Source organism: Neoluteolibacter marinus (genome assembly GCF_014904755.1).
Taxonomy (GTDB): Bacteria; Verrucomicrobiota; Verrucomicrobiia; order Verrucomicrobiales; family Akkermansiaceae; genus Haloferula; species Haloferula marina.
Window position 1 is genome coordinate 70,699 of sequence record NZ_JACZFQ010000073.1, and the last position, 19,384, is coordinate 90,082.

Genomic DNA, 19,384 nt, shown 5'->3' on the forward strand with positions numbered 1-19,384 from the left:
ATCCCGCGGGGAGTTTCAGGAGACCACGGCCAGCGGCTTGGTGGTTTTCCAGCCACCGCGGGTGAAGTCGGGGAAGTCCTGGGGCATGCCGTCTTCCTTCACTGATTTTTCACTGAGAGGAGCGACCGAGGACCAGTAGCAGCCTTCGTAGACGTTCTGGTCGAGGGGCTCGCCGTTGCGCAGGCATTCGATGATGCGGAACAGCATCAGGAAATCCATCCCGCCGTGGCCGCCCATCTTCCTGGCCATCTCGCCGACGCGCTTGAACAGCGGATGTTCGTATTTGGAGGCGATCTCCTCGAACTCTTCGCTGCTGGTCCAGGCATGGTAGTTCTTCGTGACTCCTTCGATCGCCATCCCGTTCGGGAATCCCTTGAGCGTGCCGAGCGTGCCCTGGATCAGGTTGTGACGGGAATATGGGCGCGGCGAGGTTTCATCCCACTGGACCAGCACGGTGCGGCCGAGATGGGTCTTGATGATCGAGGTGTTGATGTCGGCGCACTGGTAATCGAGCGTCTTGAACTCCGGCTTGGTGAGGTTGGTCGACTTCTGGGCGAAGAGATGGCGGCCCTTGGCCGGCGAGCCGAAGGAAACGAGGCGGCGGAAGTTGTCCTCGCCGCGCGCCAGGCTCATGTACTGCGCCACCGGGCCGAGGCCGTGGCAAGGGTAGAGGTTGCCGTTGCGCTTGGCATAGTGGTAGGTGCGCCACGAGCCGGTCGAGTCGCCGCCGTTCATCTGGCCGCGCAGTTCGTGGATGTAGGCGGCTTCGCCGTGCAGCAGCTCGCCGATCACCCCCTGGCGAACCATGTTGAGGTAGAGGAGTTCCTCGCGGCCGTAGTTGACGTTCTCCATCAACATGCAGTGGCGGCCGGTGGCCTCGGAGGTGTTCACGATGTCCCACATCTCCTCGACGGTGAGCGCGATGGGGATCTCGACGAAGGCGTGCGCGCCGGACTTCATCGCGGCGACGGCCTGCGGACCGTGAAGTTCCCACGGGGTGGCGATGAACACCGCATCGGGCTTGGTCTCGGATAGCATTTTCCGCCAGGCGTTCTCGTCGCCGGTGTAGGATTTCGGCTGGTGGCCCTTGGCGGTGACGTTGTCGACGGAGCGCTTCACCCGGCCCTCGTCGAGGTCGCAGATGCCGACGACTTCCACGCCCTCGATCACGGCGAGCTGTGAAATGTGACCGGAGCCACGGGCACCCACGCCGATGATGGCGACTTTCACCTTGTCGAGCTTGGGCGCGGCGAAGTCGCCCATGTATTTGGCGCCGGATGGACGCGACGGGGTGTCCTGGGCATGGAGGATCCCGGACATCGCGGCTCCGACACCGCCGATTGCCTTGAGAAAGTTTCGGCGTCCTTGGGTTGGAAGGGTCATTTTTTCGTCGGAATTCATGGAGTTGGTGTCGTTCTGCTACCCGTTTGTATCAGGCCGTCTTTCGCCGGGCGATTCGGATACCCGCAGGGGATTTGTGATTTTGGGTAGGGCAAAATTCGATTCGGCAGATGCCGGACTTCGGTGCAGTTTGTCGTCAGAACATGAGAATTGAAGGGATTTCAGGCTGTTACCAGAAGACCGGCGGGCTCTTTTACTTTGCCCGGATGTGTTCGAAGATCCGGCTCCATGCGGAAGAGCGCTTGCCGGAAGACTATCAAGAATTGCTCGGCAAGGGCTTCGACGGGCGGACCGTTCGTTATCTGGGCGTCAACTACGAGGAGGTCAAAGGGCAGGTTCTCGGCGGCGCCAGCAATGAGGAGGTCCTCGAATGGTGCTATTCCCACGGGCGTCGCCTCAATGCGGAGGAGATCCTCATTTTCAACAGCTTCATGAGCAAGCGCGGCTGGCGCGACGACGAAACCGACGTCTTCATTCCGGCGGCCATCAAGGAATACGGCTTGCCGGACGACGGGCGCCTGCTGACCGACTTCGATATCATCGAAATGGATGAAGGTCGCTGGCATCCGGGACTTTGGAAGGAGGCGTGGAAGTAGCAGCAAGGTATGAAGACGATCCGCTTCATTCCGGCGCTTGCCTGCGCGCTGCTGGCATGTTCCTGCCAGACTCTGACCTTTTACCGGCAGGCGGTCGGGGGGCAGCTGGAGATTCTCCGCAAGAGCCGCCCGATTCCGCCCATTGTCGAGGATCCCGCGACGGACGAGGGCCTGAGGCGCCAGCTGACATCCGTCCAGGAGATCCGGCGGTTCGCGAGCGACCACCTGACCTTGCCCGGGGACGAGAGCTACGGGAAGTATGCCGATCTCGGCAGGGATTACGTCACCTGGGTGCTGTATGCGGCGCCGGAGTTCTCGCTGGAGCCCAAGTCCTGGTGGTATCCGACGCTCGGCCGACTCGACTACCGCGGGTTCTTCAAGGAGGAGGACGCAGAGAAGCTCGCCACGAAGCTGCGGGCCGAGGGGTTCGACGTCCAGGTCGGCGGGGTGGACGCGTATTCGACGCTTGGTTGGTTCCACGATCCCGTGCTCAACACTTTTGTCAGCGCGTCGGACATCGATCTCGCGGAATTGATCTTCCACGAACTCACCCACCGGCGCCTGTTCCGCAGCGGCGACACTACCTTCAACGAGTCCTTGGCGAATGCGGTGGCCGAGGAGGGGGTGCGGCGCTGGTTGAAACACGAAGGCCGCCGGAAGGACCTGGAGAACTATGAAGCCCGGTTGGTGCGCCGGGCGGAGTTCCACCAGCGCATTGACGACACCCGCGCCGCATTGCGGATGCTCTACGCTTCAGGCATGGCGGAGGAGGTCATGCGAAAACGGAAAGCCGAGCTGTTCGGGGATCTCCGGGATCGCTTCCGTGAATTGCGCCGGCGCTGGGGCGGGCGGGGGCTGGAGGGCTGGCTGACCCGGGACATCAACAATGCCGACCTGGTTTCGCTCAGCACCTATCAGGAACAGGTCCCGGTGTTCCGGCAGCTGCTGAAGGACTGCGACGGTGACCTCGATCGCTTCTTCGAGCGGGCCGCCGATCTCCGCTTGCCCGCAAGCGATTAGGCGGGCGCCGGTCAGCCGCTCGGCTCCACCGCGGCCAGCATGGCTTTCAATCGCTGGATCTCATCGGACAGCGTGGCCATCCGCTCGGCGGATTCCCCGACCTTGATGGCGGCCTCACGCTGGGCCTCCAGGGTCGCCAGTTTGGCGACATGCTCGCGGAGGCGGTAAAGCCGGCGCTCGGTTTCTTCCGCCTTCTTGTCGTCACGGAGACGGTTCCAGGCCTCGACGTTGTGGCTGAGTGCCACCAGCTTGGCGGCGATGTCATGGCGCCCGCTGCGGACTTCCTCGATCAGGATCCTCCGGTCCTGGATCATCCGCTGTCGGGCGGCCTCCTTTTCGGGGTAGAGCCGGGTTGGTTTCGGCGGCAGCGGCTGGGTCTTCAGGGAGCGAATCCAGAAGTTCCTGACCTCCGGAACGGAGAGGACGCGGTCGGACGCGGGGACCATGGGAAACTCCGCCGCCGTCAACGGGGACAGCGCCGACAGGAAGAGGGGAATGACGCGGTGGAAGATCATACCGTTAGGACGGCTGAGGCCGCGGATTCATTCAACGCCTCCGTCTTCGCGTAATGGTGAACGCGAGGGATCCGGACGAGTCTGCGAGCATGACGGGTGGATTCGTCGTCGTCGGATTGATGCTGGTGATCGTGCCGATCCTGCTGATCGTCGCGGCTGGCCTGGGCACATCGTCGGGCTCCGCCGATGACGGCCCGGGTGCGACCGATCCCTGACCGGTGACGTGGAAGTTCGGGCTTGGAACTTTTTCCCCGGCGTCCAGCTTCCGGCGGGTGGAGAAGGTAAAACCGGACGAACGCCGCGAAGCGCCATGGCATGCCGGGCTGCGGGCCGCCCGTGCGAACATCCTGCCGGGCCTGCTGCTCCAGGGCATGATGCTCGCGTTGCTGATCGGCTACTACCTGCACCCACCGACCCGTGCGGCGATGGACCGGCTGGCGGAGATCAAAGCGGAGTGGGGCTATGCCTACAGCGCCCTGGCGGCGGTTGTGGCGGGTGCCTTCGTCCCGGAGCTGCTGCGCTTGCTGGTGTTCCAGAAAGGGAAGCCGGAGCGGAAGAATCTCACCGAGCTGCTCTTTGCCATCCCGTTCTGGGGCGGCATGGGGCTGGTGGTGGATTGGCTCTACCGGCGTCAGGCGGAATGGTTTGGCGACCAGGCCATTCCGTCGGTAGTCATCCCGCAGGTGCTGGTCGACCAGTTCGTTTACAACCCCTTGTTCGCGGCGCCGGTCACGGTCTGGCTCTATGACTGGAAGAATCGCGGCTACCGGATGAACCGCGGATTTTTCACCGCCGGCTACTACCGGGACCACGTGGTGCCCGCCTTGTTCGCCACCTGGGGCGTGTGGATTCCCGTGGTGATCGTGCTCTACACCCTGCCGGAGCCGGTGCAGATCCCGCTGTTCTCCCTGGCGCTGTCGCTGTGGGTGATGCTCTACGCCTGGATGAGTGCGGAGAAATCAGGGTAGTCGGTGGATGCGATGCGGGTTACCCTCTGTTAGCTTCGCGAAATCCGCCCCCTCATGAAATCCCTCGTCGCCGTTCTCAGCGCCTTTCTGGAGAATCGCAGCAGCCGCACCAACCTGAAGGCCTTGCTGCGCCTGTTGGTGGTTCTGTTTTCCCTGATAGCCATCTACAGCGTGCTGTTCCACGTGCTGATGGAGGCGGAAGGGCAGAAGCACAGCTGGGCGACCGGCCTCTACTGGACGCTCACGGTGATGACGACGCTGGGTTTCGGGGACATCACCTTCGAGGGCGACATCGGAAGGATGTTCTCGGTGGTGGTACTGATCAGCGGGGTGATGTTCCTGTTGGTGATCCTTCCGTTCACCTTCATCGAGTTCTTCTACTCGCCATGGATGCGGGCTCAGGCCTCCGCCCGCACACCGCGGGAACTGCCGGAAAATACCCGGAACCACGTGATCTTCACCTGCCATGACCCGGTCACGGTGGCCCTGGTGCCAATGCTCGAGAAATACGGGCATCCCTATGTCATCCTCACGCCGAATGTCGCCGAGGCGCTGGAACTCTACGAACAAGGGGTGAGGGTCGCAGTCGGCGCGCTCGACGATCCGCTGACCTACGAACGGATGCGGGTCGCCAATGCCGCGATGCTGGTCGCGACCCGATCCGATGTGATCAATGCCAACATCACCTTCACCGCCCGCGAGCTGAACGAGACGGTGCCGATCGTCGGCGCGGCGTCATCGGATCCGGCCCGCGACGTGCTGGAGCTGGCGGGTGCGACGCTGGTGTTGCGACCCGAATTGACCATGGGCCAGGCGCTGGCACGCCGGGTGGTAGGCAAGGACGCCGCGGCCCACGTGATCGGCCAGGCGAGCAGCCTGTTCATCGCCGAGGCCAATGCCGCGGGGACCGAACTCGAGGGGCTGACCCTGGCGGAGTCAGCGATCCGCCCCCGCACGGGCCTGAGTGTGATCGGTGTATGGGATCACGGGCGCCTGACCACCGTGGACGCCCACACCAGGATCGACCGGCAGTCGGTGCTGGTGCTGGCCGGGACCGATGAACAGATCGCCCGCTACAACCGGACTTTCAGCCACCAGTGCGAGGAACGCGGGCATGTCATCATCGTCGGGGGCGGCCGGGTCGGGCGGATCGCCAGCGAGGCGCTGCAGGAAGCGGGGATGCAGCCGGTGATCATCGAGAAGCTGGCCGAGCGGGTCCGCGAGCACCCCGAGGCGGTGATCGGCGACGCCACCCACATGGACGCCCTGAAGGCCGCGAAAGCGCGCGAAGCGGCCACGATGATCATCACCACCCACGACGACGACGTGAACATCTCCCTGACGATCTTCTTCCGTCGCCTGCGCGAGGACCTGCAGATCATCTCGCGCTGCACCTTGGAGCGGAATGTCCGGACCCTCCATCGCGCCGGAGCGGACCTGGTGCTGTCGTCGGCTTCGATGGGCGCGAACACGATCTTCAACCTGTTGCGCAAGACCGACAACCTGCTGCTGGCCGAGGGCGTGTGCGTTTTCCCCTCGCCGGTGCCGGATTCGATGAAGGGCCGGCGCCTGATGGATTGCGCGGTGCGCAGCGAGACCGGATGCACGATCATCGCGGTGGAAACGGACGGCGAGCGGCTGGTGAACCTGGAACCCGAGACCGAGCTTCCAGCCGACGGGACCTTGCTGCTGGTCGGCACGCTCGAGGCGGAGGAAAGGTTCCTGCTCAAGTTCAAGCCCGACCTCGCCCCGCCGGCCTTGCGTACGAGGTGGAAGCAGCGGCACGAGGGGAGGTAGCCACGATGGCCTCGCGGCGCGGGGGTTCCCTCGCGATTTCGGTGAAAGGTCGGGCTCGACAGCGTCCCGCATAACCGCTGGTCTTCCGTGCATCCAAACCGACATCCATCAGGCAACTCGGGAAGACATGTCTTCCGTTCCGGAAGATTCCCTTTTCGGGGTTCGTCGTGGGGCGACCGAGTTGATGGTGCCGTGAGAACCGACATTACCGATGCTTGCCATTTTTTCCGCCAGGAGCGCCGCGACGAAATCAACAGCTTCCGCCTTCTTCCTGCTGATCTCTCCGGGAGGCGCGGCATTGCCGCCGGTCGATCCACCGGAGTGGTCGGTCCGGGTGGACGCGGAGCAGGTCTTTGGCGGTGAGGGGAGGGATGGTTTTTACCGCATCCCGAAGTTCGCGGATGCCGACCGGAGGATGAGAGTCTTCCATCACCCCGTTCCGGGGCGCGGAGAGGTTTCGTCGGTCCTGTGTCCGCCGGGTTTCGTGGCCCACGGGGTGGCTGGCGGATGCATCTACGGCGTCATGGACGCGAATGGAGATTTGGTTCCCGATGCGTTCCAAGTCCTGCGGGAGGATACGCTGGAACTGGTCGATTCCAGTCCGGCGGGTTCTCGGATGCGCGTCGTCAGCGACGAGCATGGTTGCACCGTCGCCCCCGAAACGCTCTCCGGCAGCGCCGCCAAGCTGGCGAGATTCGATGCCGTGCGGCAGGTGATCACGCCCTTCAACGTGGATACGACTGCGCTGGGTGGCTACAGCTTCCTCAAGTTCGCCGGGGCGGGCGAGGGCTGGCTGGCATTTCATGGATCCAAATGGCTGGAGGGTCGCGACGAGATCTTCTCGGTCGAGGAAGGAAGCCACGTCAGGAAGGCGACGGCGAGCACAGGGGATGCGTGGACCTCTTCGTTCATGGCAGCCTCCGGCGCGGACACCCAGTTCTATCTTGGAACCGCCCACAAGGTGCTGGCGATGGACGTGAACACTGGAGCGTCCCTCTTCATCGGGGACGGCGTGGAAGGCGCGATCAAGGAAGCGACCTCCATTTCAGCCCGCGGGGATGAACTCTGGGTCAAGGGGTACCCTGACCCGCAGGTCTCCAACCGGTCCGAGGTGCAGATGTGGCGCAAGGAGACGGACGGATCCTGGCAGATGGCATTCCGCGGCAGGGCGGACCGCTCCGATCGATCGGGAAGCCGCTACAGGGGGCTCCTGGCGGTCGAAGGCGGATGTCTGGTGGACGGGGTGGGAGTGGTGGACTTCTACGCGCCCGCGCTCTCCCGGCCGGTGCTGGAAATCCCTGCCGGCATCAGGCTGAAAGACGGTGGCGGGAACCAGTCGGTGGAACTGAAGCTCGATCGTCCGGCTGCCGATCCCGTTTCGGTGCGGGTCCGGCACGGGGCGGGCACCGCGACCCCGGGGGATGACTACCAGCCCATCGACGAGGTGGTGACTTTTTCCGCCGGCGCGAGTTCCGCCACCTTGATGGTGGAGATCCAGGAGGACCGGGTGCCGGAGTCGAATGAGACGATCGAGCTGATCTTTTCCGAGCCCGCCGGCCTTGTCCTTCCGGCGGTGACGCGCGGCAGCATCGTGATCGAGGCCAGCGGCTTGGAATTGCAGCCGGTGAGGTTCTTCCAGGCCGATGGCCAGCCGGTGATGTCCTACCTGAAGCTCTGGATGAGGGACCCGGAAGTCACCGTCGGTGTCGGCTCCGTTTCTTCCGGCGGGCCGGACGAGGTTTGTCTCTGGGAAAACTCCAGCGGCCGCCTGCTGGGGACGATTCCCGGGATTCCGACCGAAAAGTGGTATCCGCCGTTCCCGCGCTTCCTTTCCACCCCGGAGGCGATCGACGTGTATCATGAGGACGGCTCCGAGATTGTCCTTTCCCGGGTCAGCCGGCAAAACGGTGCCATCCTCTCATCGGGCCGCTTTCCGAAACTGGCGGGCCGGATCTCGGATGTCGTCTTGCTGGGGGGAGGGAGGGTCCTGATGAACTACGACTTCGGGGGCTACCCCGGCACCCGGGTGAACCGGCTTTATGAGATCGGAGGCCCTGTGGAAGGCAGGCTGTTTCCTGTCGACCTGCCTCACCCGCCGGGGCGCCCTCCGGTGTTCGTCAGCGACGGCCGTCACCTGATCGCGACCTGGGAGGGAGAGACGAACAGTCATGGTGTGGGAGCCGGCTGCCTGATCGGGGCTTTCGATCCCGCCACCTTCGCCCCGCTGTGGCAGGTGACGTCATTGGATTTCCTGAGTGTGTCTCCTCGGGCGATCCGGGGCGACCTGCTCCTGTTCTCCGCGGAGGAAAGCGTGGTCGCCATGGACCTCACGACCCGCGAGCAGGTCTGGCGGCGGCGCGCGGAGAACGGCATGGGGGCGGTGGGAGACACCTTCTGGTACGGGGGCGGATACGATCCGGCCGCGTATGACCTGGCCACCGGCGCCCGCATCGATCACGACGAATTCCTGGCCGAAGCGCCGGATGCCATGAACCAGATCGCCGTCGAGGGCACGGGAGGTATCCTCGTTCGCAAGCAGGACGTTTTTGAGGATTCCGCGGATACCCGCGGCACGTGGTTTCACCACGTGACCAGCTACCGGAGCCGGCCGGCAGTCCAGTTGCTCAACCAATCGGCCGAGCAAGCACACGACGGCTCGTTTCTCTCGTTCCGTGTGATGGAAGTCACCGACGTGCCCGTTCGGGTCCGCGTGGGCTACTTCGATCGGGCCGAGTATGGCCAACTGCCGCAGAGGATCATCACGCCGGCCGTTTCATTGCCATCGGACGGAAGCGCTGGAACGGTGCCCTACCGGATCCGGCCGACGAGTGGTCCGCCTTCGCCGGCGGTTGTCGCCTTCAGCGTGGAGATCTCGACTTCCGGCGAACCGCCCCTCGGCGGGGGCGTCCGGCTTCCGCTGATGTCGGGCGTGCCGGTGGCTCCCGCACATCAAGCCACGGTGATTTCCTCGGCTCCCGTCGGCGGCCAGAGTAACGCGAACTACGCGGGCATGCGTCTGTCCGACGGCAAGATCCTCGCCTTCACGGGAGCAATCCAGGGGACTTCGCAAGACACGCGGCAACGGGTCGATGTGTTTGACGCCGACACCGGGGAGCTTGTCGGCAGCATCGCTGATCCCTCTCCCTCGCAGTACCGGGTTTTCGGCATCAACGTCGCGGCTCAGGGCGACAAGCTCCTCGTGATCACCCGCACGGCCGGCGGCGAGAGCGGTTCGGCTGAGATCTTCTCGATCTCCAGCGGCGCACGGCTTGCGGTGCTGCCCTACACCAAGAAGCTCCCTGATTTCGGGAAAGTGCTCGCTTCGAACCCGACCTATTTTGCCATCGCCACCCCTGGCCTCGACCGGGGGGCACCCGCCGGGTCGCAGGTGGAAGCCTACCGTTGGGCGGATTACAAGCGCGCGTTCCGCAAAGGCGGCGGGAAGAACAGCGAGTTTGGGTCGGGCATGGCCTTTGTCGGCGACACGCTCTTCGTATCGGCCACCGGAGGATGGAGAAAGGGCGGGTGGTCGAATCCCTCGGCGGGCAAGATCCAGGGGTTCCGGATCGGCGGGAAGGGCCGCGTGACCGTACCTGCCGGAACCAGCGGGGTGCTGGTCGCGGATGCCACGGATCTGGTGGTCGCCAATCCCGTCCATTTGCGGCTGTACGATACAGCCACAATGCAAATGAAGTGGGAGGTCCCCTTCGCCAGGAACCTGATGGACTACATGGGCCCCGTCGATACCGGCGAGCGCGTGGTCACCGTCCATGACTTGCGGGACCTGACCCTGCTGGACAGGGAGGACGGGAAAGTGATCGGGGCGACACGCTTCTTCACCGACATCGACAACGCCTACTATGGCAACCTCCACGAAGTGGTTCACTTCCGGGACAGTGTTTTCACCCTCACGGACGGTACCATCCGGAAATGGCCGGTCACGGCCATGGGCGATTTCGGCACGTGGCGCTGGCTGCAAGGGCTATCCGTGGCTGCCGTGCCGCCCCACGAAGACCGCGACGGGAACGGGACCGGGGATTTCGACGACTACGTGGCAAACCGCTTGGACCCCGCCCGACCTTTTGCCACCGCGTCGCATGATGCCGGCCGGGTCAAGCTCGATTCCGCGGTGAAGCCTCCGCCGGACGTGCTGGTGGTGGTGGAAGCGGAGACGCGCCCGGGGATCTGGACCGCCATCGGCTGGCGCGACGGGCATGCCGGATGGGCAAGCCGTGTCCATCCTCCCACGGACGGCCCGCTGTGGGTCGATTTGCCTGCGGACTCGCTGGCACTGCCGCGCCTTCGCCTGCGGTACCGGGTGTCCCCGTCGGTCGGCTACGGCTGGGGAACGGAGGAATGGCCACCGGCCGACCGGATCGAACCGGAATCCCCGGTCGCTCCGGCCGGTCTCGCCGGGGCTGGCAACGGATTGCCGGGATGGTTGTTGGCCCAGCTCGGGATCCAGGAAAACGAGCCACCTATCCGCGCCGAATCCGGAGCCGCGGCTGACAGCTTCAGCTATCTCCGCCCCATCGGGGGAAGCGCGGACTTCGAGGTCGAGTCCAGCGCGGATCTGGAATTCTGGATGCCGGCGAAGGACGACGAGGAAATCGAAATGATTATCCAAGCGGTCGACGGTGAGCGGGAGCGTGTGATCCTGCGGGGGAAACCGGACGTCTCTCGGCGTTACTTCCGCGTCCGGTACTGAGGACGCCCCGGGAACGCCGTGCTTGAGGATGATCTCCCTCCGGGCTATTCCCCGCGCGCCATGACGGACGCGCTGCCGCCTTTGAACTATCCCGAGAGCCTGCCGGTGGTCGGCATGCGGCGCGAGATCGTGGCCGCGATCCGGGACAATCCGGTGGTCGTGGTGGTCAGCGAGACGGGCTCGGGGAAGACGACGCAGCTTCCGAAGATGGTCGCCGAGGCGCTGGCTGGCAGCACCCGGAAGATCGGCTGCACCCAGCCACGGCGGATCGCGGCGGCCAGCGTGGCCCGGCGGGTGGCCGAAGAGCTGAAGGGGCAGATCGGCGACTTCGTCGGCTACCAGGTCCGCTTCGAGGACAAAACCTCGCGGCAGACGCGGATCAAGTTCATGACCGACGGCATCCTGCTGGCGGAAACCCAGGGCGATCCCGACTTGAAGCAGTACGATGCGCTGATTCTCGACGAGGCCCACGAGCGTTCGCTGAACATCGATTTCCTGCTCGGCTACCTCAAGCGGTTGCTGGAGCGGCGCAAGGACCTGAAGCTGGTCATTTCCTCGGCCACCTTGGACGCCGGGGCCTTCGCGAGCTTCTTCGACGGTGCCCCGGTGATCACGGCGGAGGGGCGGACCTTCCCGGTGGAGGAGTTTTTCCTGCCGCCCGACGAGGATGAGGAGCTGTCCCGGCATGTGCCGCGGGCGGTCGACTGGTTAACCGACGTCGATCCCCGTGGGGACGTCCTGGTGTTCCTCCCTGGCGAGCGCGAGATCCGCGACTGCGCCGACTCGCTGGAAGGCAGGAACTACCGAAGCACCGAGATCCTGCCCCTGTTCGCGAGGTTGGGACTGGGCGACCAGCAGCGGATTTTCACGCCGGGCCCGAAGCGCCGGATCATCCTGGCAACGAACGTCGCGGAAACGTCGCTGACCATCCCGGGAATCGTCAGCGTGGTTGACAGCGGTCTCGCCAGGGTCAGTCGCTGGAGCCCGGGGCGCGGGGTGCAGCGGCTGCAGGTCGAGGAAGTCTCGCAAGCCAGCGCCCGCCAGCGGAAAGGCCGCTGCGGCCGGGTGCGGGAGGGCGTCTGCGTGCGGCTTTACGACGAGGAGAACCTCGCGGAGCGGCCGGAATTCACCGATCCCGAGATCCGGCGGAGCTCGCTGGCCGGGGTGATCCTGCGGATGAAGTCGCTGGGCCTGCCGGACATCGAGAGTTTTCCCTTTCTCGATCCGCCGGCGCCCAAAGCAATCTCCGAGGGCTATCGTACTTTGCGCGAGGTCGGGGCGCTCGACAAGCACAAGGACCTCACCGAATCCGGGCGGACGATGGCGCGGATGCCGGTCGACCCCCGGCTGGCCAGGATGCTGTTGGAGGCCAAGCACGAGGATTGCCTCGCCGAGATCCTGCCGGTGGTTTCCGGGCTGGAGTCGAACGACCCGCGCGAGCGTCCCGCCGAGAAGACCAAGGAAGCGGACGTCGCCCACGCCCGCTGGAAGGACCCCGAGAGCGATTTCCGCGGAATGTTGCGGCTGTGGCACGACGTCCAGCGCTTCCGCAAGGGCAGGGGATGGCAGCGCAACCAGCTGCGGAAATACTGCGGCAGCGCCTTCCTCAACTACCGGCGGGTGACCGAGTGGGCGAACGTCCACGACGAGTTGCGGGAGCTGGTCGCCAGGGAGCTGCGCTGGAAAGTCAATGCCTTGGCTGAGAGCGTCGAGAAGTCGGCACCCTACGATGCCTTTCACCGCGCCTTGCTGGCGGGAGCACCGCGCCAGTTCGGTCTCTGGGACCGCGAGGAACGGGCTTATCGCAGCGCATCGGGCGGCCACTTCGCGGTGTTTCCCGGTTCGGGCCTGTTCGGGGGCAAGCGCTGGGAGTGGGTGATGGCCATGGAGCTGGTCGACACCAGCCGGCTGTGGGCGCGGCGGATCGCACGGATCGACCCCGCCTGGGTCGAGAAGGTGGCACCGCATTTGTGCACGCATCGCTACGGCGGCGGCCATTGGGATGTCGCCCACGGGGCGGTCTACGCGAAGGAAACGGTGCTGTGCGGCGGACTGCCGATTGTTGCCGGACGGCGGGTTCACTTCGGCCGCATCGACCCGGCGGCGGCGCGCACGATCTTCGTCCGCGAGGGGCTGTTGCAGGGCGGCCTGAAAGGCCGGCCGCGGGCGCTGGCCCGGCTGGCGGAACTGCGCGAGGAAATCGAGGGCATCGAGCAGAAGCTGCGGCGCCCGGGCGGGTTGTGGAGCGAGGAGGCGGTGCTGGAGTTTTTCGAAAGCCGGCTGCCGGATGGCATGTGCACCGCCAAGGCCTTCCACAAGTGGCACGACGCGAACGGCGAACGGATCATTGCCGGACGATCCGACGTGGTGCTGGAGGACTTGGATGACCTCGACCTGGACGGCTATCCGGACTGGCTGGCCCACGGTGGCGAGGAGTATGCGCTCTATTACCACGCTGCTCCCGGCGAGCGGGACGACGGCGTCACCCTCGGGGTTCACGTCGACCAGCTGCCGCGCCTGCCGGAGTGGCTGCCGGGATGGGGGGTGCCGGGTGACCTGGAATGGCGGACGGAGTGGATGATCCGCTCCTTGCCGAAGGATTTGCGCCGCGGCTGCCAGCCGGTGGCCGAGGCGGCCCGCGGTTTTGCCGGCGAATGGCGCGACCACGAGCCGGACGGTCCGCTGGAACTACGGTTGGCGCAGTATTTGTCGGGTTTCGCCGGATTCGGGATCAAGCCGGGCGACTTCGACCTCGGGCGGCTGCCCGAAGAACTGGTGACGAAGGTCTGGGTTTGCGACGACGACGAACGCGAGATCGGTTTCGGCCGGGACGTCGGGCGTCTGCGCGCGCAGCTGGGGACGGTGGTGAAGGAACGTTTCGAGGCGGCGGCGAACGCCGAGTGGGAGCGCAGCGGGATGACCTCGTGGACCGATGGGGATGTTCCGGAACGGATCGAAACCGAAGCGGGGCCGGCATTTCCGGCCTTGGTCGACGAGGGGAGTGCGGTCGGGGTGAGGGCGTTTTCCGATTCGTTCGAAGCGGCCGAGTCGCATCGTGCCGGCCAGGTGCGCTTGTTGATGTTGGCCCAGCCCGATCAGGTCGCCTACCTGCGGAAAAAGTATCCGCTCGGATTGATGGCGAAGGTCGAGTTGCCACGTCTGGATTGTCCGATGGACGACCTCATTGCCTTGGCGGGCGAAGGTGCGGCGGGGTCGCGGCGGATCGGCCGGCCGGATGACTTTGCCAGCGCCGCCAAGGATGCGCGCGGGCGCTGGTACGAAGCGGCGGCAGCGATCTCGACCTCGTTGGGTGCCTGCTTCGATGTCACCGGCGAGATCCGGGATTGGATCCACGGCAACTCGCGGGACCGCAACCACGCCGGGATTGCCGCCGACCTGGATGAGCAGCTGGGCTGGCTGCTGAGGCGGCGTTTTGTGTGGCGCAGCGGCTTCGGGCGGATCAAGGGGTATGACCGCTATTTCCGTGGAATCCGGTCGCGGTTGGGACGGATCGCCAGCCTGCCGCTGGTCAAGGACCTGGAGAAGATGGAGCGCGTGCGCTGCTACTGGGAGCCCTGGTACGCCGCGTGGGCCGAGGAACCGGAGAATCCGCGGCTTTGGGACTACGGCTGGTTGCTCGAGGAGTTCCGCCTGTCGCTGTTTGCGCCCGATGTGGGTGCCGCGGTCAAGGTCTCCGAGAAGCGGCTGGCGGAAGGGTTCTGAGTCAGACCGGCGCGAAGACCATGGCGGTCCTTGCCGGGGTGTAGATCGAGATCTTGCCGTCCTTGGACACCGGATGCTTGATGGTGGCGTCGAGCCGGTCGTGGCCGCCGAAGCAGGCGGCGTCGGTGTCGAGGATCAGGCGGTAGGCCCTTTTCCTGCCGCTTGCCGGCGGGGACGCGGGGACCGGGAACTGGTAGTCGGCGATGGAACTCTTGATCGAGAGGTTGAAGACGAAGATCAACTCGCCGCGGCGGGCGCAGATGACCTTGTTGACGTGGTCGAGGTTGAGCAGTTCCGCGCGCTCGCAGGCGGGCAGGCCGTGAGCTTTCAGGGTCTCGAGCATCGCCCGGTCGAAGGCTCCGAGGAAGCAGTACTTGAGCGCCGGGTTGTCGGCGAGCGACCACTGGCGGCGGCAGTAGTGATAGGACCAGCCGTTGCCTTCACGCGGGAAATCGAGCCATTCAGGGTGGCCGAACTCGTTGCCCATGAAGTTCAACCAGCCCTCGCCGCCGAGGGCGAAGGTGAGGAGGCGGATGATCTTGTGGAGGGCGATGCCGCGCTCGACGACCGGGTCCGGGTCGTCCTTGCCCATGTGCCAGTACATCTTCTCGTCCATCAGCCAGAAGGCGAGGGTCTTGTCGCCGACCAGGGCCTGGTCGTGGGATTCGGCGTAGGCGATGTTGGCCTCGCCGTGGCGGCGGTTGGTGAGCGTGCCCCAGATTTCTCCCATGTCCCAATTCTCGTCGCGGGAGTGCTTGAGTAGCTTGATCCAGAAGTCGGGGATGCCCATGGCGAGGCGGCCGGTGAAGCCGACGCCGCCTTCATCGACGGGCCGGCAGAGGCCGGGCATGCCGGACATGTCTTCGGCGATGAGAAGTGCCCCGGGTTTCAGGCGCTGCGCCAGGGTGGTGGCGAGCTGCAGGTAGAGGATGGCGTCATTGTCGACGTCGGAACCGAAGTAGCTGCCGTAGTCGCCGAACGATGAGGCACCACGGTGCCAGTAGAGCATGGAGGTGACGCCGTCGAAGCGGAAGCCATCGAAGCGGAACTCCTCGAGCCAATGGCGGATGTTGGAGAGCAGGAACTGCCGGACTTCGGGGCGGCCGTAGTCGAACACCTTCGAATCCCACTGTGGGTGTTCGCCGCGGCTGTCGGCGTGGAAGTAAAGGTTGCCGGAGCCATCGAGGTCGTTGAGGCCCTCGGCGAGGTTCTTCACGGCGTGGGAGTGCACGATGTCGAGCAGGACGGCGAGGCCGAGGCCATGGGCGGTATCGACAAGATACTTGAGGTCCTCCGGGGTGCCGAAGCGGGACGACGGGGCGAAGAACGACGAGACATGATAGCCGAAGGACCCGTAGTAGGGATGTTCCTGCACTGCCATCAACTGGACGACGTTGTAGCCGGCTTCCTTGATCCGGGGCAGGGTGGCGTTGGCGAACTCGCGGTACGAGTGCACACGGCCTTCCTCCCCCGACATGCCGACGTGGGCCTCGTAGATCAGCGGAACCTTGACCGAGGACGGGTCGAAGTCGTTCCGCCACGGGTAATCCGTGCCGGGTTCCCAGATCTGGCCGGAGAAGTCGTGGCTTTCGGGATCCTGCACGACGCGGAGGATGCAGGCGGGGATGCGGTCCCGTTCCGAGCCGTCGGCACCGGTGACATGGAGTTTGACCCGCTGGCCGTGGGCGAGGGTGTCCGGGTCGAGCCGCAGCTGCCAGACGCCGCCGCTGGCGGGGGCGAGCGGGTGGGTCTCGCGGTTCCAGCCGTTGAAGTCACCGACCAGTGAGACGGCCTTCGCCTTGGGCAGCCATTCGCGGACGATCCAGTGACCGTCGGCCTGGCGGTGGATGCCGGTGAGCTTGTGCCCGTTGGCGTAGGCCGCGAGGCTGCCGTGGCGCGTTTCGATGCTTGCCAACGTCGCGTCGAAGCGGTCGAGGCGGCGCGAAATCTCGGCGGCGTGGGGCTCCAGCCAAGGGTCGTCGACGACGATCCGGGGGAATTCGCTGACTGGCACTGGTTGCTCGCTCACCGGCCGAGCATGAGCGGGGATCGTGCCAGTGGGAAGCAAGGAGTGGTGACGTCTCCTTCAATCGCCCGCCCCTCCCGGGCTCATTCCTTTTCCGGTATGGGCACCTCGTTGGTGAAAAGCGTCTTGAGGTAGTCGGGGCTGAGCAACTCCGGGGTGATGAGCGGGTCCTTCCCTGGAACATAGAGGACATTGACCGGGATGGCGCTGCGGCCGAGTTCCTCGAGCTTGGCGTCAATTGCAGGATCGGGGCTGGTCTTGTCTCCCTTGAGGAGAACGATGCCGCGGGCCTCGATGAGGTCGGCGACTTCCTTGGTGTAGGCCCGCTTCTTGTTGAGCTGGCAGGTGGCGCACCATTGGGCGGTGAAGTCGACGTAGACCGGCGTGCCTTCTTCCAACAATTCGGTCACCCGGTCCTCGCTCCATTTCTCCCACACGAGGCCGGACTTCTCTGGCGGCATGGCAAGTTTCAATCCAACGGCGGCAAAGGCGACGCAGGTTGCAATCGCGATGGTGCGGGTGCGACGGCTGCGGACAGGCGAATGCCAGCGTCCGAACACCCATGCGGCGATGGCAACGGCGGTCAGGCCGATCACGACATTGAGCATGTTCTCCAGGCCGATCTGACCGGTGTAGACCCACAGCAGGAATCCGGCGGTGGCAAAGAGCAGGAAGGACATGGCCTGCTTGAAGCTTTCCATCCATGCACCGGGGCGCGGCAGGTAGTCGACCAGTGCAGGGAACAACGAGAGCAGGAGATAGGGCAGGGAAAGCCCGAGAGCCATGGCGGTGAAGGCGCTGAAAAACTGGAGCGGTGGCAACGCGATGGCCGCGCCGATGGCTGCACCGAGGAAGGGCGCGGAGCAGGGGGTGGCGACGACCGTGGCGAGGATGCCGGAGAAGAACGAACCACCGACGCCTTGTTTGGATTGGAGCTTTCCTCCCACGCCGGTGGCCGAGGCTCCGATCTCGAACACGCCGTACATCGCAAGGCCGAGAATGAACATCAGCAGCATGAGGACGAGAACCGTCCAGGGGTTCTGGAGCTGATAGCCCCAGCCGATTTCCTGGCCGGGGCCGGCGGCGGAGCGCAGCGCGAACAGCAGGCCGCTGAGGGCCCAGAAGGAGATCAACACGCCGGCCGTGAAGGCGAGGCCGTGCAGCACGATCTTGCGCCGGTCTTCGCCGGATTGTTGGACGAAGCCCATGATCTTGAGCCCGATCACCGGGAACACGCAGGGCATCAGGTTGAGGATGAGACCGCCGATGAACATGCCGCCGAGAATCGGCAGGAGGGCGGCGAGGGAGAGAGGGCGGGGCGCCGGGCGCTCGATGGTCACCTCCGGCAGCAGCAAGGCCTCGGCGCCGGTGCTGTCATCAATGACCGTGTGGGAGACGAGCATCCCGTGAAACGCGGAGCCCTGCTCGACCGGGCCGATGACCGTTTCTTTGACCCGTTTCAGGGACAGCACCCATTCATCGCCCTCCAGGGCAATCGTGCCGCCCGAACTGAGAGAAGCAATGAAGGGCTCCGACGGGATGAAATCCAGGTCGGCGGGGATTTTCAGCGGATGGGGCGGGGTGAGCCTGAGCTTGATCCCGGGGCCGTCGCTCTCCGCCCGCACCTGCCAACCACTGGCGGGCTTGGGCAGCCCGGCGCGGGCGGTCGCAAAGAGATCGGCTTGGGACGGATCGAGCTCGGCGGCCGACTTGACGGGGAGCTCGATCTTGAACTCGGCGGATTCGTTTTCGCAGCCGCTGTCGGTGCAAATCTGCCACTCGGCCTTGGCCGTTAGGGAGGTGGTCGTGTTGACGGCCAGGCTGGACGGGGGCGTGATCTCCACCAGCAGGACCGGGCTGCCGGAGTAGCTGAAGCTCTTGCCAAAAGCACCCTCGATGACGTGCGGGACCGGCCACTGGATGGGGCCGGCCGTGAAGCCGTCGGGAAGGGTCCAGTCCAAAGTGATCGACTGCTCGATGCCCCCCGAGTTCCGGTAATAGCTGTGCCAGGGATCGGGGTGTTCAAGCTTGAGCGCCAGGGTGAACGGCTTGCCGGGAGCGATGGAGGTGTTTTCTGGAACCAAGGTCGCGACCGAGACCGGCTTCGAACTTTCGCCGAAGGCCGCGAAACCCGGCATGGCTTCCTCCTGGGCCGGTGCGAAGCAGGAGAGGGCCAGGGTCAACAGGGGGACAAAGAGAAGTTGCAATGATCGCATGGTCGCAGCGGCGGAGTGTGGGTCAGGAAGAGACACGAGATGCCGGTTTCATCCGATAAAAAATGCCGGCGGGCCCGTGATGGCCCGTCCGGCATTTGAAATCAAGTGGCGGGTGGCTGCCCGTCAGTAGCCCCGGTACTCCTGGTCCTGGGCATTTCCGTAGGCCCCACCGACGACAGCGCCGCCAGCGGCTCCAATCGCGGCGCCTTCAAGGGCGCGGCCGGACTGGTTGCCGATGATGGCTCCGGCCCCGGCTCCGATCAGGGCGCCGGTGGCAGCCCCGCGGTTGGCGTTCGGTCCGTAATTCTGGCAGCTGGTGCCGAGGAAGGTGCAGCCAAGGGCGAGAAGTGTCAGTGTGGTTTTCATGGTTCGGTTGATTCAGATTGGCGCGGCAACTTCCGCCGGCATGCGGGT

The 19,384-nt window shown here is 65.1% G+C and carries 12 protein-coding genes; 7 read left to right on the forward strand and 5 right to left on the reverse strand.

Going from position 1 to position 19,384, the window contains the following annotated elements:
* Positions 1–15: 15 nt before the first annotated feature.
* Positions 16–1,401, reverse strand: coding sequence for a Gfo/Idh/MocA family protein (locus IG178_RS14415; RefSeq protein ID WP_226895448.1), 1,386 nt, complete (start codon positions 1,399–1,401; stop codon positions 16–18).
* A gap of 143 nt (positions 1,402–1,544) precedes the next feature.
* Between IG178_RS14415 and IG178_RS14420 the strand changes: the two genes are divergently transcribed.
* Positions 1,545–1,997, forward strand: coding sequence for a DUF5069 domain-containing protein (locus IG178_RS14420; RefSeq protein ID WP_193213267.1), 453 nt, complete (start codon positions 1,545–1,547; stop codon positions 1,995–1,997).
* Between the two features lie 9 nt (positions 1,998–2,006).
* Positions 2,007–3,017: an aminopeptidase gene (locus tag IG178_RS14425; RefSeq protein ID WP_193213268.1), complete on the forward strand. Its 1,011-nt coding sequence runs from the start codon at positions 2,007–2,009 to the stop codon at positions 3,015–3,017.
* 11 nt (positions 3,018–3,028) lie between these two features.
* Here IG178_RS14425 and IG178_RS14430 read toward each other — a convergent pair whose 3' ends face one another.
* Positions 3,029–3,532: a hypothetical protein gene (locus IG178_RS14430; protein ID WP_193213269.1), complete on the reverse strand. Its 504-nt coding sequence runs from the start codon at positions 3,530–3,532 to the stop codon at positions 3,029–3,031.
* A gap of 53 nt (positions 3,533–3,585) precedes the next feature.
* Between IG178_RS14430 and IG178_RS14435 the strand changes: the two genes are divergently transcribed.
* From IG178_RS14435 to hrpA, 5 genes are all read left to right on the forward strand, one after another.
* Complete coding sequence (locus IG178_RS14435; protein ID WP_193213270.1) at positions 3,586–3,747, forward strand: hypothetical protein; 162 nt, start codon at positions 3,586–3,588, stop codon at positions 3,745–3,747.
* Between the two features lie 3 nt (positions 3,748–3,750).
* Positions 3,751–4,500 carry a hypothetical protein gene (locus tag IG178_RS14440; RefSeq protein ID WP_193213271.1) on the forward strand — a complete coding sequence of 250 codons (750 nt, stop codon included), beginning with the start codon at positions 3,751–3,753 and terminating at the stop codon, positions 4,498–4,500.
* Positions 4,501–4,554: 54 nt separating this feature from the next.
* Complete coding sequence (locus tag IG178_RS14445; protein WP_193213272.1) at positions 4,555–6,297, forward strand: potassium channel family protein; 1,743 nt, start codon at positions 4,555–4,557, stop codon at positions 6,295–6,297.
* Between the two features lie 211 nt (positions 6,298–6,508).
* Positions 6,509–11,005: a Calx-beta domain-containing protein gene (locus IG178_RS14450; protein WP_193213273.1), complete on the forward strand. Its 4,497-nt coding sequence runs from the start codon at positions 6,509–6,511 to the stop codon at positions 11,003–11,005.
* A gap of 60 nt (positions 11,006–11,065) precedes the next feature.
* Positions 11,066–14,728 carry an ATP-dependent RNA helicase HrpA gene (hrpA, locus tag IG178_RS14455; protein WP_193213274.1) on the forward strand — a complete coding sequence of 1,221 codons (3,663 nt, stop codon included), beginning with the start codon at positions 11,066–11,068 and terminating at the stop codon, positions 14,726–14,728.
* A 1-nt stretch (position 14,729) separates the two neighbouring features.
* On the opposite strand, the gene IG178_RS14460 is transcribed toward hrpA, so the two are convergent.
* From IG178_RS14460 to IG178_RS14470, 3 genes are all read right to left on the reverse strand, one after another.
* Positions 14,730–16,757, reverse strand: a complete 2,028-nt coding sequence (locus IG178_RS14460; protein ID WP_343225978.1) for an alpha-amylase family glycosyl hydrolase — start codon at positions 16,755–16,757, stop codon at positions 14,730–14,732.
* An 80-nt stretch (positions 16,758–16,837) separates the two neighbouring features.
* Complete coding sequence (locus tag IG178_RS14465; protein WP_193213275.1) at positions 16,838–18,970, reverse strand: protein-disulfide reductase DsbD family protein; 2,133 nt, start codon at positions 18,968–18,970, stop codon at positions 16,838–16,840.
* A 123-nt stretch (positions 18,971–19,093) separates the two neighbouring features.
* Complete coding sequence (locus tag IG178_RS14470; RefSeq protein WP_193213276.1) at positions 19,094–19,336, reverse strand: YMGG-like glycine zipper-containing protein; 243 nt, start codon at positions 19,334–19,336, stop codon at positions 19,094–19,096.
* Positions 19,337–19,384: the final 48 nt, after the last annotated feature.